This window comes from Pseudoflavonifractor phocaeensis (genome assembly GCF_016901735.1).
In the GTDB taxonomy this organism is placed as follows: domain Bacteria; phylum Bacillota; class Clostridia; order Oscillospirales; family Oscillospiraceae; genus Pseudoflavonifractor_A.
Map to the genome: position 1 here is coordinate 11,960 of NZ_JACLZC010000017.1, position 14,422 is coordinate 26,381.

Annotated in this window: 9 protein-coding genes; all 9 read right to left on the reverse strand. The window is 61.0% G+C overall.

Annotated features, from left to right (window positions below; all coding sequences use genetic code 11):
- Positions 1 to 13 precede the first annotated feature (13 nt).
- The 9 genes from H7U37_RS05485 to H7U37_RS05525 all read right to left on the reverse strand — a co-directional run bounded on the left by H7U37_RS05485 (position 14) and on the right by H7U37_RS05525 (position 14,405).
- Positions 14 to 4,618: a family 20 glycosylhydrolase gene (locus tag H7U37_RS05485; protein ID WP_204874258.1), complete on the reverse strand. Its 4,605-nt coding sequence runs from the start codon at positions 4,616 to 4,618 to the stop codon at positions 14 to 16.
- Positions 4,619 to 4,896: 278 nt separating this feature from the next.
- A complete protein-coding gene (locus H7U37_RS05490; RefSeq protein ID WP_338049785.1) occupies positions 4,897 to 6,843 on the reverse strand; it encodes a hypothetical protein in 1,947 nt (648 codons plus the stop codon).
- 176 nt (positions 6,844 to 7,019) lie between these two features.
- Positions 7,020 to 7,460, reverse strand: coding sequence for a VanZ family protein (locus tag H7U37_RS05495; RefSeq protein ID WP_204874260.1), 441 nt, complete (start codon positions 7,458 to 7,460; stop codon positions 7,020 to 7,022).
- A gap of 65 nt (positions 7,461 to 7,525) precedes the next feature.
- Positions 7,526 to 8,983, reverse strand: a complete 1,458-nt coding sequence (locus tag H7U37_RS05500) for a tyrosine-protein kinase domain-containing protein (protein WP_204874262.1) — start codon at positions 8,981 to 8,983, stop codon at positions 7,526 to 7,528.
- On the reverse strand, positions 8,970 to 10,433 hold the full coding sequence (locus tag H7U37_RS05505; protein ID WP_204874263.1) for a tyrosine-protein kinase domain-containing protein: 1,464 nt from the start codon (positions 10,431 to 10,433) through the stop codon (positions 8,970 to 8,972). The genes H7U37_RS05500 and H7U37_RS05505 overlap by 14 nt, the downstream gene beginning before the upstream one ends.
- A 9-nt stretch (positions 10,434 to 10,442) precedes the next feature.
- Positions 10,443 to 11,252, reverse strand: a complete 810-nt coding sequence (locus H7U37_RS05510; RefSeq protein WP_204874264.1) for a DUF5011/hyalin repeat domain-containing protein — start codon at positions 11,250 to 11,252, stop codon at positions 10,443 to 10,445.
- Between the two features lie 18 nt (positions 11,253 to 11,270).
- Positions 11,271 to 12,014, reverse strand: coding sequence for a tyrosine-protein phosphatase (locus H7U37_RS05515; RefSeq protein WP_204874265.1), 744 nt, complete (start codon positions 12,012 to 12,014; stop codon positions 11,271 to 11,273).
- A gap of 121 nt (positions 12,015 to 12,135) precedes the next feature.
- Positions 12,136 to 12,960 (reverse strand): metallophosphoesterase, encoded by an 825-nt coding sequence (locus H7U37_RS05520; RefSeq protein WP_204874266.1) that lies wholly within the window; start codon positions 12,958 to 12,960, stop codon positions 12,136 to 12,138.
- Entirely contained in the window at positions 12,957 to 14,405 is a 1,449-nt protein-coding gene (locus H7U37_RS05525) for a nicotinate phosphoribosyltransferase (RefSeq protein ID WP_204874267.1), read from the reverse strand. Before H7U37_RS05525 ends, H7U37_RS05520 begins: the two co-directional genes overlap by 4 nt.
- Positions 14,406 to 14,422 lie beyond the last annotated feature (17 nt).

A 14,422-nucleotide genomic window follows, 5' to 3' on the forward strand; every position in this document is an offset into this window, starting at 1 on the left:
CAGTCCCCCTTTCTCACTGTTTCACATCGAAGAACTTGAACATGGTCAGCGCAATCGTGGCAGAGCTGACGTTGGTAATTTTTACCTTACTGTTCACATTGTTACTGAGCTCGTAGTACATATCCACGGTGCTCTTGACCGTAACAGTCTGTCCACCAATGTCCAACTTAGCCGGACCGGCGCCGCTGATGATACGGGCGGCGATCTGGCCCTTGCCGGCCTTGTCCGCGTCCTTAAACTCCAGCGTCACGCTCTGGCCGGGCGCCAGGTAGACCTCGTTGTTGGGGCCGACCACCTTGAACTGATCCAAAGTCGCGTTCAGCAGACCGTCCACCAGGGTGCCAGTAGTGCCAAACCCGGTCACCCGCTCATGGACCGGTACAAAGATGGGATTGGCCTCGCCGTCCGTCGCATATACACTGCTGTTCTCCAGCGTGTTGTACACCCGGATGGCGTCCAGGTAGAAGTCGAAGCTGCCCTTGTTTGCCACATCAAAGAGGCTATCATAGGCCACGGTGATGGTGACGTTGTAGTTGCCGTGGTTCAGACCCCGGACGGCGATGACGGGCACCTGATAGATGCTGTCGATGCCGTTGCCGTTGGTGCCGGAAACCGTCCAGCCAGTCTCTTGGCTGTAAGTATAGCCGTAGTAGTTGTTGACAATGTACTGCTTGACGGGCTTATTGGAGCCGTCCTTCACATCCACCAGGATGGCGCCGGCCTTGACGTCGGTCTGGCTGATGATATCCACACCGGTGCCGGTGAAGCTGAAGCTGGCGGTGGGCCATGCGCTGTTGCTGTTGAAGGTTGCGGCGCTGACGGTCACCTTGTCGGCATTCCCGTTGCTCCAGCCATTGGCGTTGTTATCGTAGGCAGCGTCATAGCCGTAGTTGTTGGTCTCCGCACCCAGCTTGGTGGCCGCCTGCGTTCTGCTGCCGGAGGTGCCGGCCTCGCTCCAGGCCCCCTTGGTGCTCACAAAATCCTCGGCCTCATAGTACACGGTGGAGGCGGGGACAAAGTCCACTGCGACGCGCTGCTGCTGTCCATCGCCGAAGGTGATGGTAAGCTGAGCGGTGGCCGTGGTTTTCAGGATCGAATTGGGCGTATAGGTGATGGCTTGATTGGTCCCGCTAATGGCGCCGTAAGACGCGGTTCCGCGGACCGAAGTAACGCCCTGGGGATTGATGCCCAGCTCGGTCAGAGGCACCGTCACAGGCAGGCCGAAGTCCACCACATACTGATACTGGCTGGCGGCATTCTTCCTGTAAGTCAGGGTCAAAGTCTTGCCGTCGGCAGAGATGCTGGCCCCGGTGTAGGTAAAGAGGCCGCTGCCGTAGATGGTATTCACCAGCGCGGGCACCGTGGTCAGGTCCTTGTTGAATTTCTGCTGAACCCCGGAGCTGTTCACCACATAGGCGGCGTCATCCAGGGTGATAGAACCGACATTCACGGGATGGCCGCCATTGACCAGGCTGTTCAGGAAGGTCTTTTCCTCCTGGCCGGTGGTGTTGGTGACCTTGACGTCGAAGCTGTAGAAGGGCGTTCCGCTGTCTTCCACTTCATAGTTGACGGTCAGGTTGTCCTCGCTCTGGGTGGGCTCCAGATAGATGAGGATCAGGGTCGCCTGGTTCTTGGCGGTCCACTCATAGCCGTTGCCGTACACGGTGGGCACGCCGCCCTGGCTCTTCTCCCAGGCCACGGCCTCGTCATACCAGTAAGAACCGCTGTCCAGCTGCTTCTTCTCCCAAGTGATGGTGTCGTCGGGATACCACACATTTCTCCGAGTATTCTGGGTACGCTTACCGTCTGTGACGGTGATCTTGCTGACGTTATAGTCGGAGTTGTTCTGCACCGAGATGATACCGAAGTTACGGCCCCCCCAGTAGTTGAAGATGGTGGCCTTGTCGTAGATCAGATCCTCGGTGGCGGGGCTCAGGGTGCCGTCGGGGTAGACCACCGCGAAGGCCAGGGCCACCTGGCCCTGCCCACTGGAGGTATCAGGCGTAGTGCTGTCGGTGGAATAGCCCCAGTCCTTGGTGAGGGTGGTCACCTCGGTGGTGACGTCGGTCACCTGCAGGTAGTAGGCCACCACCTGATCGCCATAATAACCGCTGGTATTGATGGTCTGCCAGCTGTTGTTGTAGTAATACTGCCAGCTGTCGTCCCAGTAGCGGATCAGGGTGAAGTCGTCGCCGTCGGCGGTCTCGTCGTCGCCGGAATCACCGCTCTGATGGTTGTTGTAGTCCAGAACAGTGGTCTTCCACAGCACCACCTGCTGCTCACCCCACATGCCGGTCTGGTCCACCAGGGTGGAGAGGTCCACACCGTTCTCACCGTAGACGGCCTCCGCCTCGATCTGGATGGACTGGCTGTCGGTGCTGCTGCCGTTGACCCCCGCGTTGGTGATCCAGTACTCCACGGTGAGGGGCTCGGCGTTCAGCTCTCTGGTGACGGTGATGTTGTACTTCACATCGCCGATGATGACGGAGGTCTCACCCGCGCTCAGGCCGTTAAAGGTGATGACGCTCTCGTCCCGGGCCGCGGTGGACTCGGTGTTCCGCGTACCCACCTGGTTGGAGCCATCAGTGGAAGCCGTCCAGCGGCCGTTGGAGCAGGTGATGTAGTAGTTAGTCGTCCACCACCACACTTGCTCTGCATAGTGAAGTCCTTTCGATCCATCAAAGCTCCAACTGGTGGCATTACGGGAACTGGTAGTAGTAGTCAGACCGTCATTATACCGCAGATAGTAGCCGTTGGAATACAGATAACCGCCGCCGCTGCTGCCAGCCGTCCACAAAGCGGCCTCCTCCACGTTGGTGGTGGCGCCCAGGCTGCCGTTGTTCAGCGTCAGGTAGTAGCCCTTGCTCTTGATGACGTACTGCCCGTCGCGGGAAATGCTGCCGACAGGCGCAAAGGTATAGCTGGTACCGGCCTCCTGGTTGTAGTACTGCACGCTGACGGAGGCCACGTCGGGATCGTCCGCCGTATAGGTGCCGCTCAGATCCACATTGGGCACCTTGACCTCGGTGGAAGCGCCCTCCTTCACAGACACATTCTGCTCGGAGGTGTAGCCCAGGTCAACCTCGGCGTTGATGCCGTACTCCTTAAAGAGTTCATAGGTCAGGCCGGTGCCGGTTTCGCCGCCCTGCATCTGGTAGGCCATAGCCGCCAGAGGGGCCGAAATCTCATTCATGACCTGCTCCTGGGTGGTACCGTCGGGATAGTCGCACCAGATGCAGAACATGGAGCCGGCCGCTCCGGTTACGGTGTCCGTGCCATAGTTCGCAATAAAGCTCTCGTTGGTAAAATTGGCAAGGATATCATTTTCCGCAGGGATCGAGTTGCGATTATTGGGCTCCCGCAGCACATAGTAATAGGTGCTGTTGGTGTTGATGAGGGAGTAACCGGCGTCAGCCAGGTCACGGGCGGCGGCCAGGTCGTAGCCCGACCAGCCGCAGGACCAGTAGCAGACCTCAATGCCGCTGGGGATTTCACTGGTGTGAGAGCCGTAGTTCACGCTGTCGTTGAACATGCGGACGGTGTCGTAACCGATGTCCGTCAGCATGTTGTACAGATCGGTGATGTACGTGTCGAAGTTGGTCCACTCGCTGGGAGTCAACTTTGCAAACCCCATGCCATAATCGTTGGCGAACTCGTCGGCGCCGATGTTGAAGGTGGTGCAGCCCCGGTCATGGAACCACTTGGCGTACTTCTCCACCACGGCGAGGCCGAAGGCGGTGGCGTCGGGATTGGTGATGTCCAGGGAGCTGTTGCTGCCGGCATAACGGAAATCAACGGTCTCGCCGGTCTCCGCATCCTTCACGCCGGCCAGCACCGCGCCGAAGTGGCCGGGGCTGTTCAGCAGGGGGACGATCTCGATGCCGTTCTGGTTGGCATGCGCGATAATATCGGCCATCTCAGTCTCGGTGAGGTACTTGCCTTCCTCAAAGGCGCTGTCCAGGTTGACAGTCTTTTCCACCGTGATGTTCCGGGCCTCAAACTCCATCACATCGCTGCCGGTCACGCCGACGGTCTCGTTCTGGAGCGCGACCTCTTCCACCAGAGCCTTCACCTCGTCGGTGGGCTGCTCAGTGGCGTCAGCGGGCTGCTCGGTGGCGTCGGTGGGCTGCTCAGTGGCGTCAGCGGGCTGCTCGGTGGCGTCGGTGGGCTGCTCAGTGGCGTCAGCGGGCTGCTCGGTGGCGTCGGTGGGCTGCTCGGTGGTATCAGCAGGCTGCTCGATGGCGTCAGTGGGCTGCTCGGCGTCGGCGGGCTCCTCCAGCGTCTCCTGCTGCACGGGCATCATTTCGGTTACCGTGGCATTATAGGTGACGTCCATGTTGTCCAGCTTGAACCGGAGCTGACCGGCCCCACTGTTGCCGAAGTCCAGTTCCAGCTGGTTGTAACCATACAGGGCCATCTTGTCGATCAGGTCCATGATCCAGTCAGGGGTGAAATACTTCCGCCCCATGTCCAGATGGACGATCCGGGCCTGGGTGTCGCCGCTGCTGCCTGTATCCTCTGCCGCCGCCATGCTGGCCGGGACCATGCCCAGGAGCATTGTCAGGCAGAGGAGCAGAGAGAGCACGCGCGCGGCGCCCTTTTTCATGACAGTTCTCATCACGATTCCTCCTCTTCTTCGTTTGTGATGTGGGGTTTTTCTCTTGCGCGAGAAGCGTTTTCCTCACGCGGAGAGAAGAAACGCCGTCCGTGCAAATCGCTATTTTAGGATAGTATATCATGTCTTGCGCTTGAATTCAAGAATTATCCAACCACATTTCAGCTGAATTGGATATTTCTACGTTGTCAAGGGTTTATTTGGAAAAGTAGTTGCGCTTTTTGTATAACTTCTGTAACTCAAACTCTTTTTTTAAGAAACGTCCGCCGTCCCTCGGCAGATTACTTGGTAATCTGGAAGGACCGGGTGATGGGGGCGGGCAGGTAGTTGCCGCCCAGGGTAACCACGGTCACCACATAGCTGCCGGGCTCGGTGGGCGGCGTGGTGGTGCTGGAGTAGACCCGCCATTTGCTGGTCAGGCCGGAGTAGAGGTAGTGGACGCTGCTTTGGTCCACGCTGGGGTCGCCGTTATAGCTCAGAGTGACGCCGAAATCGAAGCTCTGGGCCTCCGCGGCGGTAAGCTTGCCGCCCTCGATCTCCTGGTTCCAGGTGAGCTGAGCGCCGGACAGGCGCATCTTGACCAGCAGGAAGCCCATGCCCACGCCGGTCTCATAGTTCTGGTTGTCGGTGACCGCCGCCACGGTGTAGAGCCCGGCCCGGTTGGTGGGCACGCCGAAGGAGACGCTCACGCTGTCCATAACGGAGGGCAGGTTGTTGATGACGGTCAGGACCTGGCCGAAGGTACCGGTGTCGATGTTCAGCTTATCCAGCAGGTCCAGCAGCTCCTGGGTGCTCAAAAGGGCCCGCAGCTCGCCCACGGTCATGCCGTCGTTGAGCATCTGGCGAAAGCTCTTTCCGTAAATGGCCTCCACCACCGGGTCCAGCAGCTTGAGGAAGGCGCTGTCGGTGTAGCGGTCGGGCAGGTCCAGATAGAGCGCGGTGGTCACGTTGCTGGTGACGCCGGCGTAGATGGTGTACACGTCGAAGGTATCGGCCGGGTCGGTGGTGATGAAGTCGGCGGGCAGGGTCTCATTCACATAGAGGTTGGTGGAGTGGACCTTGACGCTGACCTTGGCCTTCTCCACGGTGACGGCGCCCTCCGCGCTCTCGCTGGGGCGGTAGTCGGCGTTGCCGTTGAATTTGACGCGGATCTGCTGCTCACCCGCGCCCATCTGGGGATAGGCGCCCAGGTTCAGGCTGCCCAGGTCGTAGCGCTTGCCCTCCACGGGGGCCCAGTCCCAAATGCCGGAATCGACGCCGCCGTCAAAGAGGACGGCCTCGCCGTAGTACTCCATGACGAAGTTGTCGGGGGTAAGGGTCTCCTTGGCGGGCAGGTTGGAGTTCTCCCAGTCGATGACGCTGTCAAAGATGGCCTGCTCCATAACCCCGGCGTCCATGTCGTAGGTAAAGGACGCTCCCTCCTTGAGAACCACACCGCTGGCGGCGCGGCTGTCGGTAGTGGTCACGTCCACGGTGACGGACCAGCCCTTGTACTGGTCGTCGCCCGCCCAGGAGAGCCTAATTTTCCAGTCGCCGGTGCCGAAGGAGACGCCCATGTTCTTTTCGTCCAGGGGCTGATAGGAAATGCCGCTCTTGCTGAACTCCACCTTCACGTCGTCGGCAGTGAGGGCGGGCTCGGTGGAGGCCACCACGGCCTCATAGAGAGCGGCGGCGGTGGCGGTATAGTCGTAGCTGCCGTCGGCGGCGTAGACCATACCCACCTCGTAGGGATCATCCTTCAGGGTGTAGGAGGAGTCCAGCTTGTAGACCCGCTTCAGGGTAACTTCGGTGTCCGTACCGGCCAGGCGGACCGGATAGCTGTCCTCGCCGTTGTCCCCCAGGGAGGGGTGGTTGTAGGTAGCCGTCACAAACATGACCTTTTTCGTGCTGGTAAAGCCCCTGATGGAACCCCAGGACTCGTTGCCCCAGACCAGACCGGTGGAGAGCTCACCCTCGCACTTGTACTCCCACTCCAGGCTCTGGGCGTCCACCTGGTCGGCGTTGACCACCAGAGCCTCGCACAGGGCCTCCTTCACGGTGGCCAGGTCGGCGTTTTCAGGGATGATGGCGGTACCGTTTTGGAGCACCGGCTCCACCCGGACCTCCGCCTGCACGGCGGGGATTTCCGTATACGCGGCGGCAAAGGCCGTCAGGGAGGCGCTCTGGGTCAGCATCAGGGCAGCCAGCACGCCGGCGGCTGCTTTGCACACAAATCCGTTCTTTTTCACTACCGTTCCTCGCTTTCTTTCCCAAACCATCCGAACCGCTTGGAAGAGGCTTCCTGCCGGTTCGGATTACATGAGTATAGCAACCACTCGGCCTGCCGTCAAGCATTTTGGCAGATTATCTGAAAATCTTTTTCAGCAAACAGATTGTCATAGCTTTCTGTACAAAAAACGGGACGCTATCTGTGTTTTTTCCGCAGGCCGATGACCGCCATCGCCGCCGCGATACCCAAAAGCGCGCCGGCCAGGTCCACCCACAGATCAGAGATCTGGCCGGACCGGCCCTCCACGAAGAGCTGGATGGTCTCGTCGATCACCGCCGCCGCCAGGCAGCCGGAGAGGGCGCCCCACAGCCGCGCCGGCCAGACGGCCTTCCAGCCGCCGCAGGCGCCGGCCAGCAGCAGACCCAGCACGGCATATTCGATCCCGTGGGCCAGCTTGCGCACCAGGTGCATATCCAGCACGTCCGGCAGGTGGAGGGCGGAAAACAGAGCCGTCAGTTCCTCCAGCACCGCGCCGCTCTGCTGGGAGGACACCGACGCAGGCTGCAGGGAATGCCACCAGATAAAGCCCAGCCAGGCCGCCGCGGCAATGATCCAAAGCCAGGGTACTTTTTTCATTTCTGCTCCTTTCTTGACAAAAAGCGCCGGTCCCGGCAAGAAAACCACCGGTCCCGGCGCTGGATTCAGCTTTCTTCTTTCTTTCTCCGATAGCTGTACTTACCGTACCGGCTGCCGTAGCCGTAGCCCTGGCCGTAGCCGTAGCCCGACCAGGCCTCCTGCACCCCGTTGAGCACGCAGCCCATCATAGGGCAGCCGCTGGCGCCCAAAAATTGCAGGCTGTCCAGAATATGGGACACCTGTGCGCCGCCGGACCGCAGCACATACAGCGAGACGTCCGCCTTTCTGGCCACTATGGCGCTGTCCCCCACCAGACCGCAGGGCGGCGTATCCAAAATGATATAATCCGCCTCGCTTCGCAGGGCGTTGAACACCTTCTCCAGCCGCTGGGACTCGATCTGTCGTCTGGCGTTGGCGGCGGGGACGTCGCCGGCCAGCAGACACAGGTGCTCCACGTCCTTCAGGGGGGTGAGGTAGTCCTTGACCTGCTCTCCCTTCCCCTCCAGCAGCTCCGGCATCCCCTTGGAGGCCTCGGTCACGCCCAGGGCCTTTTTCACCGACGGCTTGCGCAGGTCCATATCCACCAAAATCACCCGCGACCCGTTCTGGGCCAGGCTCAGGGCCAGATTGACCGCCACGGTGGTCTTGCCCTCGCCGGGCATGGTGCTGGTGACCATGACCACCTGGCTCTTCCGCTGGGCGGCGGTACGCAGGAATTTGATGCGCAGACTGCGCACGCTCTCCTGAAAGGCGCTGGACACCAGCTGATTTTGGATGCTGACCGTCTTGTCAATGGCTTTTTCTCTCCGTTTGAAGCGGACCCGGGGCAGCGTGGCCAGACAGGTCTGGTTCAAGCGGCGGCGGACGTCCTCGCTGGTACGAACCGCCCGCCGGGTGGCGGCATAGGCCAGCACCAGCAGCAGACCCAGAAACGCGCCGGCCGCAGCGCCTTTTACGATGCTTCCCCGCAGGGACAGGGCGTTGTACGGCTCGGTGGCCAGGCTGGGCGGGGTCAGCATATTCATCTCGGTGGTGCCGATGACGTAGTCGGCCAGCTGGGGATAGACCTCAATGACCGTGTTGAGGATGTCGTAGGCCTCCTGCGCGCTGGTGCTGGTGACCCGAATAGAGAAAATATTGGTGTTGGGCACCGCCTGGGCGGTGATGCTCCCTCCCAGGTAGCTCACTCCCATCTCCTGCTGGAGCATGGAGCGCATCAGATCCGACTGGATCAGGTAAGGAAAGGTTTTGGCCAGCTGTTCGGCGGTGGCTTTGTCATAATAATTGCTGCTGCCGCTGATGTCGGACAGGCTGTCCGAAATGGTCTCGATGGTAAAGGTGGCCTCAGAGGCGTATTGGGGGGTATAGCTCAGCCAGGTCCGGGTGCCCCAGCCGGCCGCCAGCAGCACCGCCAGCAGCACAGGCGCCCAGAACATCCGGCGCAGCGCCTTGCCGAACTCCTGGAGCAGCTGGATCAGGTCGATTTTTTCCGGTTCCCTCCGGTCTTTTTTAACTTCTTCCATTGGTATCCTCCGCTTGCCGCTCGGTGGAACGGCTGTCCGTGCCGTAGCCGTAACCCTTTCCGTAGCCATAGCCGTAGCCCTCATAGCCGTAGCTGTAATGGTCGTTGGAGAAGGGCAGGCTGCGCACGTCGTTGAAAATGCAGCCCAGGAGCTTGGCCTTGCCCTGGTTGAGCCGGTCCACCGTGTCGTTGATGTGGCGGGCGGACACGCCGTCCTGACGCACCACCAGAAGGGTGGCGTCGGCCAGGTCGGTCAGCTGCTCCACCTCGGCGAACAGACCGGCGGGCGCCGCGTCGATGATGATGTAATCCATCTCTTTTCTGGCCCAGTCCAGCACCTTTTCCATCCCGTCGCCGTCCAGGAGACCGGCGGCGTCGCAGTCCTCTTGGGTGCCGAACATGGCGTAGAGATCCCAGGACGCCAGATACTCCGCCGCCACGGGCGCCTCGCCCTGTATGATGCGGCTGAGCTCCTGCTTGGGAGTGTGGCCAAAGAGCTTATACTGGGCGGGTTTGTGCAGATCGCCGTCGATCAAAAGCACTTTTTTCTTCCGTTCCGCCAAAGAAATGGCGATATTGGCCGCCACGGTGGATTTTCCCTCGTTTTCCGCCACACTGGTCACCAGAAAGACCTTTCGCCGGCCCTCGCTGGCGGCGTAGGCCACTTTGGTGCCCAGCTTGTAGATCTCCTCGGTAAAGTGGAAGCTGGCCACCGGCATGGTCACCAGAAGGCCCTTGTTGGCCCGTTTGAGCTTGGTGCGCAGGGTCTTGTTTTTCTCCTCGTGGTGGATGGTGGCGAACAGATGGGCGTCCACCTTGCGGCGCAGGCCGGAGGTGGTCTGGACGGTGTCGCTTCCCACCGCCACCAGAAGCAGGATTCCCACCATCACTGCCGCGCCGGCCAGAAAGGCCATTTTGAGGATTTTACTCTCATTCACCGGATTGGAGGGGCTTTGAGGGACCGAGGGGCTGTCCAGCTCCCGGAGGACAATGTTTTGGAACACATGCTCGGAGACGGTATCATAATTTTCCAGCATAATCTTGAGGGTGCGGAAAGCGTCCTCCGGGTCGTCGGCCGTCACCTGGAGCACCAGCAGGTTGGTGTCGGGCAGTACGCTGGCGGTGAGGGTGCCCGGCAGGCTGGACACCCCCAGCTGGTTGGCGGCGATAGCGCCGAACATATTGCTCTCGAAGAGCTGGGTAAAGGTATCGGCGATCTCGGAGGACATATTCAGGTTGGAGATCACCGAGGAGTAGCTGCTGCTTTTGACGCTGACAGCCAGGGTGGCGCTGGCGGTATACTGGGGCTGGTAGAGATTTTGAATCCCGATGAGGGCCGCCATGGCGGCGATGAGTCCGGCGGCCAGGATGAGCAGGAAATCCCGCCCCAGCCGCTGGAGCAGACAGAGCGGATTGAGGCCCGCCCATTCAAAGATACGCTGTTCTTCCATGCTTCCTCCTTATTCGGTCACCACATAGAGGGTGGCGGAGCCCTGGACGCCGCCCAGACCGGCGCAGGTATAGAGCACCCGCTGCACGCCCTGGGTAAAGGCGCCGTCAGGATAGCTCACCACCACGTCCTCCACATTTCCGCCGGAAACCGACTCCAGGTAGGACATGGGACTAAAGGGCTGATCGGCGGTACGGTAAATGAGATATTGGCTCAGGTAAATAACGGGCTCACCCACCGCATAGTTGCGCACCACCACGTCCAGGGTGATGGATGCGGTATCCCCCAGGCTGTTGGTGACCTCAAAGGTCATGGGATAGGTGCCCTCCACGCCCGCCACCATGGTGGAGTTGTTGGCCACCTTGATGCGGTCACTGATGTCCCCGTCCACCACGTCATAGGCGGTGAGCCGATCCTTGACCCGGATGAGGTTGCCCACCGAATAGCGCAGCTCGCTGTTGAGGGAAAAGCGGGGCGGGGTATAGTCGCTGTACCGCACCACCCGGCTGGCGGTGGCCACGTGGTCGTCGCTGTCCACCACGGCATAGGTGATGGTGGTCTCATTGCCCTGGATGGAGCCGGACATCCCCTGGATAAAGAGCTGTTCGGTGAGATCGCCGTCCTTATCGTCCCAGGCGGTGACGCCCTCCAGCAGTTTTTCGGTGCTGTTCTCCCCCACCGACAAAACCAGCGCCTCTTCCGGACACTCGATGACCGGGATGGTCTTGTCGTCGTTCCAGAGGTGATAGAGGGTGGAGAGACCCAGCCCCAGCGACACCAGGAGGAGCAGAACCAGCACCAGAATACGGAATACCTTCATATAATCTCCTTCTACATCTTAAAATTGGGCCAGCAGCGGCGGGACGGTCTCGTCGGCCAGCACCCGGGCGGGATTGTCCCGCAGCAGCAGGTCGGCCGTCTCGGGGCAGTCGTACTCGGCCACATAGCCCCACACGTCGGACAGGCGGGTGGTGCGGCGGTAGGGGCTGTGGGCGTCGCTGCCGATGAGATGGACGCAGCCCTCATCCAGGCACCAGTGGGCGGTCCGGCTGGCCGCCTGGCCGAACATACCGAAAAAGCTCCCCTTGTTCACCTGGAGGAGCCAGCCCTGCTCGGTCCACCGGCGCAGGCAGTCCCAGTCGTCCTGGACGCAGTAATAGCGCTCCGGATGGGCCACCACCGGCACGCAGCCCGCCTGGGTGATGTCCTCCAGCATCCGCTGAATGAACCGGGAGGACTCGTTAAAACCGAATTCCACCAGCAGATACCGGCTGCCGCCCAGGGTATGGATCTGGTTTTTGCGCACCAGCCGGGGCGTCCGGGAGGTAACAAAGACCTCCATGCCGGCGTAAAGGGTCAGGGGGATGTTCTGGCGCTCCAGCTCCCGGGCCAGCTCCAGCCGCTGTTCCTCCAAAAAGGCCAGGCTCCCCTCCCCCAGACCGCCGGGAATATTATAATGGGGGGTGACGGCTATGGCGGTAATTCCGCTCTCCACGGCCATTTGGGCCATCATGCAGCTCTCCGAGAGGGAGGCGGAGCCGTCATCCACGCCAGGCAAAATATGACAATGCAAATCGATCAAATCGTTTCCTCCTTTCCCTGCCTGGTTTCCTCTTTTTGTTATTATATAGTGATATGAAAAAAAGTCAATTTTTTCAGAAAAAAAGCCGGGACCTCCGCGGTCCCGGCTCCAAGGCGAGGGTTCAGGCCGGCTCCAGGTCCACAAGGACCAGCTCCGGCCGGTTGAAAAGACGGGGCACCCGGGTGGACTCCCGGGCCAACCCCCGGCTGACGATCATATGGGTGGTGTCGTCCAGCTGGTAGCAGCCCCCGGTATAGGCGGGGAACAGTCCCTGATTGGGGGCCAAAAGGCCGTTGACCAGCCCGGGCAGCCGCCACTGTCCGCCGTGGGCGTGACCGGCCAGCACCAGGTCAAAGCCCAGCCCGGTATATGCGGACACCCGCTCCGGCCGGTGGGAGAGCAGCAGGGAGACGTGGGTCTCATCCGCCGCCGCGGCGCAGGCCGAGAGCTGCTCCTGCCAGACTCCCTCCCCCGCCTCCGGGTCGTCCACCCCGGCGATCAGGAAAAATTGTCCGTCCAGCACCAGGGGCATGGCCTCCCCTTCCAGCACGATGACTCCCAGCCGGGCCATCTTCTCCTTGATCTCTTCCACCTGTCCGCTCCAGAATTCATGGTTGCCCGTCACGTAGCAGGTGACATACCGCCGGGCGGCGGCCTCCAAAAAGGTCCAGGCCGGCTCCTCCGGCAGCTGGTCGTCCACGATGTCGCCCCCCAGCAGCACCACGTCGGGCGCCGCCTGGTCCAGGGCGGTCAGCAGCTCCTCCTGCCCCTGACCATACCGGCAGCTGTGCAGGTCGGTGACCAGCGCCAAGCGCACCGGCGCCGACAGCTTATGAGTGGATACGGTATAGGTCCGCACCGTGAGACGGGGGTCCAGCGCGCAAAGGGCGGTAACCGACAGTCCCACCACCGCCGCGGCCAACAGGCCCTTGGTCCTCCGTTTCATCTGCGGTTTTCCTTCAACAGGCTCTGCTTGATGTCCCACAGCTTCTGGGACAGGTCCACATAATAATTGTGGGGGTTCTCAAATCGCTTGACCTCGTCCCACTGGAGGTCGATCTGGGCGGCGCAGTAGGCCCGCATCTCCTCAATATTGGGGGATTCATAGACCTTTTTGCCCCCCCGGAAGATGGGCACCAAAAGCTCCTTGGCGGTATAATCGGTGACCGTCTTGCGCTTCCAGGTGGCCTCCGGATCGAAGAGCTCCAGGGGCTGGGCCGGGTCCACCACCTCGTCGTGGACGCAGATCAAATCGGCGATGGCCTTGCCGCTCTCATTTTCAAAGATGCGGTATACCTTCTTAAAATGAGGGTTGGTGATCTTGGCCGGGTTCTCGCTGATCTTGATTTTGGGGATGATATTGCCCTGGCCGTCCTCGATGGCGGCCAGCTTGTACACGCCGCCAAAGACCGGCTCGCTCTTGGAGGTGATGAGCCGCTCGCCCACACCGAAGGAGTCGATCTTGGCCCCCTGCAGGAGCAGGTCCCGGATGATATACTCGTCCAGGGAGTTGGAGGCCACGATCTTGCATTGGGTCAGCCCCGCCTTGTCCAGCATCTGCCGGGCCTTGCGGGAGAGGTAGGTCAGATCGCCTGAGTCCAGCCGGATGGCGCAGCTGGTGATCCCCTGGGGCAGGAGGACCTCCTGGAAGGCCCGGATGGCGTTGGGGACGCCGGATTTCAGCACGTCATAGGTGTCCACCAACAGGGTGGCGGCGTGGGGATAGAGCTGGCAGTAGGTTTTGAAGGCGGTATACTCGTCGGGGAACATCTGCACCCAGGAGTGGGCCATGGTGCCGCCGGCGGGAGAGCCGTACATCTGGTCGGCCAGGGTGCAGGCGGTGCCGGCGCAGCCGGCGATATAGGACGCCCGGGCGCCCAGGACGGCGCCGTCGGACCCCTGGGCCCGGCGGGAACCGAACTCGGAGACCGGCCGTCCCTCCGCCGCCCGGACGATGCGGTTGGACTTGGTGGCGATGAGGGACTGGTGGTTGATGGTGAGCAGGATGTAGGTCTCGATGAACTGGGCCTCGATGGCGGGCGCCCGGACGGTGAGGATGGGCTCGCCGGGGAAAATGGGGGTGCCCTCCGGCACGGCCCAGATGTCGCCGGTAAAGCGGAACTCCCGCAGATAGTTCAAAAATTCCTCGCCAAAAACCCCCTTGGACCGGAGGTATTCCAGGTCATCCTGGTCAAAGCGGAGGTTCTGGATGTAGTCGATGACCTGCTCCAGGCCGGCGGCGATGGCAAAACCGCCTCCGTCGGGCACGTTGCGGAAAAATACGTCAAAGTAGCAGATCTGCTGGTCCATTCCGGTCTGAAAATAGCCGTTGGCCATGGTCAGCTCGTAGAAATCGCACAGCAGGGTATAATTCATGGGATTTTTCTTCATGTGAAAGCTTCCCCTTT

Excerpts from the sequence above, each read along its gene's own strand:
- H7U37_RS05510 (WP_204874264.1), bottom strand. The coding sequence starts at position 11,252 with ATGAAGGTATTCCGTATTCTGGTGCTGGTTCTGCTCCTCCTGGTGTCG.
- H7U37_RS05500 (WP_204874262.1), bottom strand. The coding sequence starts at position 8,983 with ATGGAAGAAGTTAAAAAAGACCGGAGGGAACCGGAAAAAATCGACCTG.
- H7U37_RS05485 (WP_204874258.1), bottom strand. The coding sequence starts at position 4,618 with ATGAGAACTGTCATGAAAAAGGGCGCCGCGCGCGTGCTCTCTCTGCTC.
- H7U37_RS05520 (WP_204874266.1), bottom strand. The coding sequence starts at position 12,960 with ATGAAACGGAGGACCAAGGGCCTGTTGGCCGCGGCGGTGGTGGGACTG.
- H7U37_RS05495 (WP_204874260.1), bottom strand. The coding sequence starts at position 7,460 with ATGAAAAAAGTACCCTGGCTTTGGATCATTGCCGCGGCGGCCTGGCTG.
- H7U37_RS05505 (WP_204874263.1), bottom strand. The coding sequence starts at position 10,433 with ATGGAAGAACAGCGTATCTTTGAATGGGCGGGCCTCAATCCGCTCTGT.
- H7U37_RS05525 (WP_204874267.1), bottom strand. The coding sequence starts at position 14,405 with ATGAAGAAAAATCCCATGAATTATACCCTGCTGTGCGATTTCTACGAG.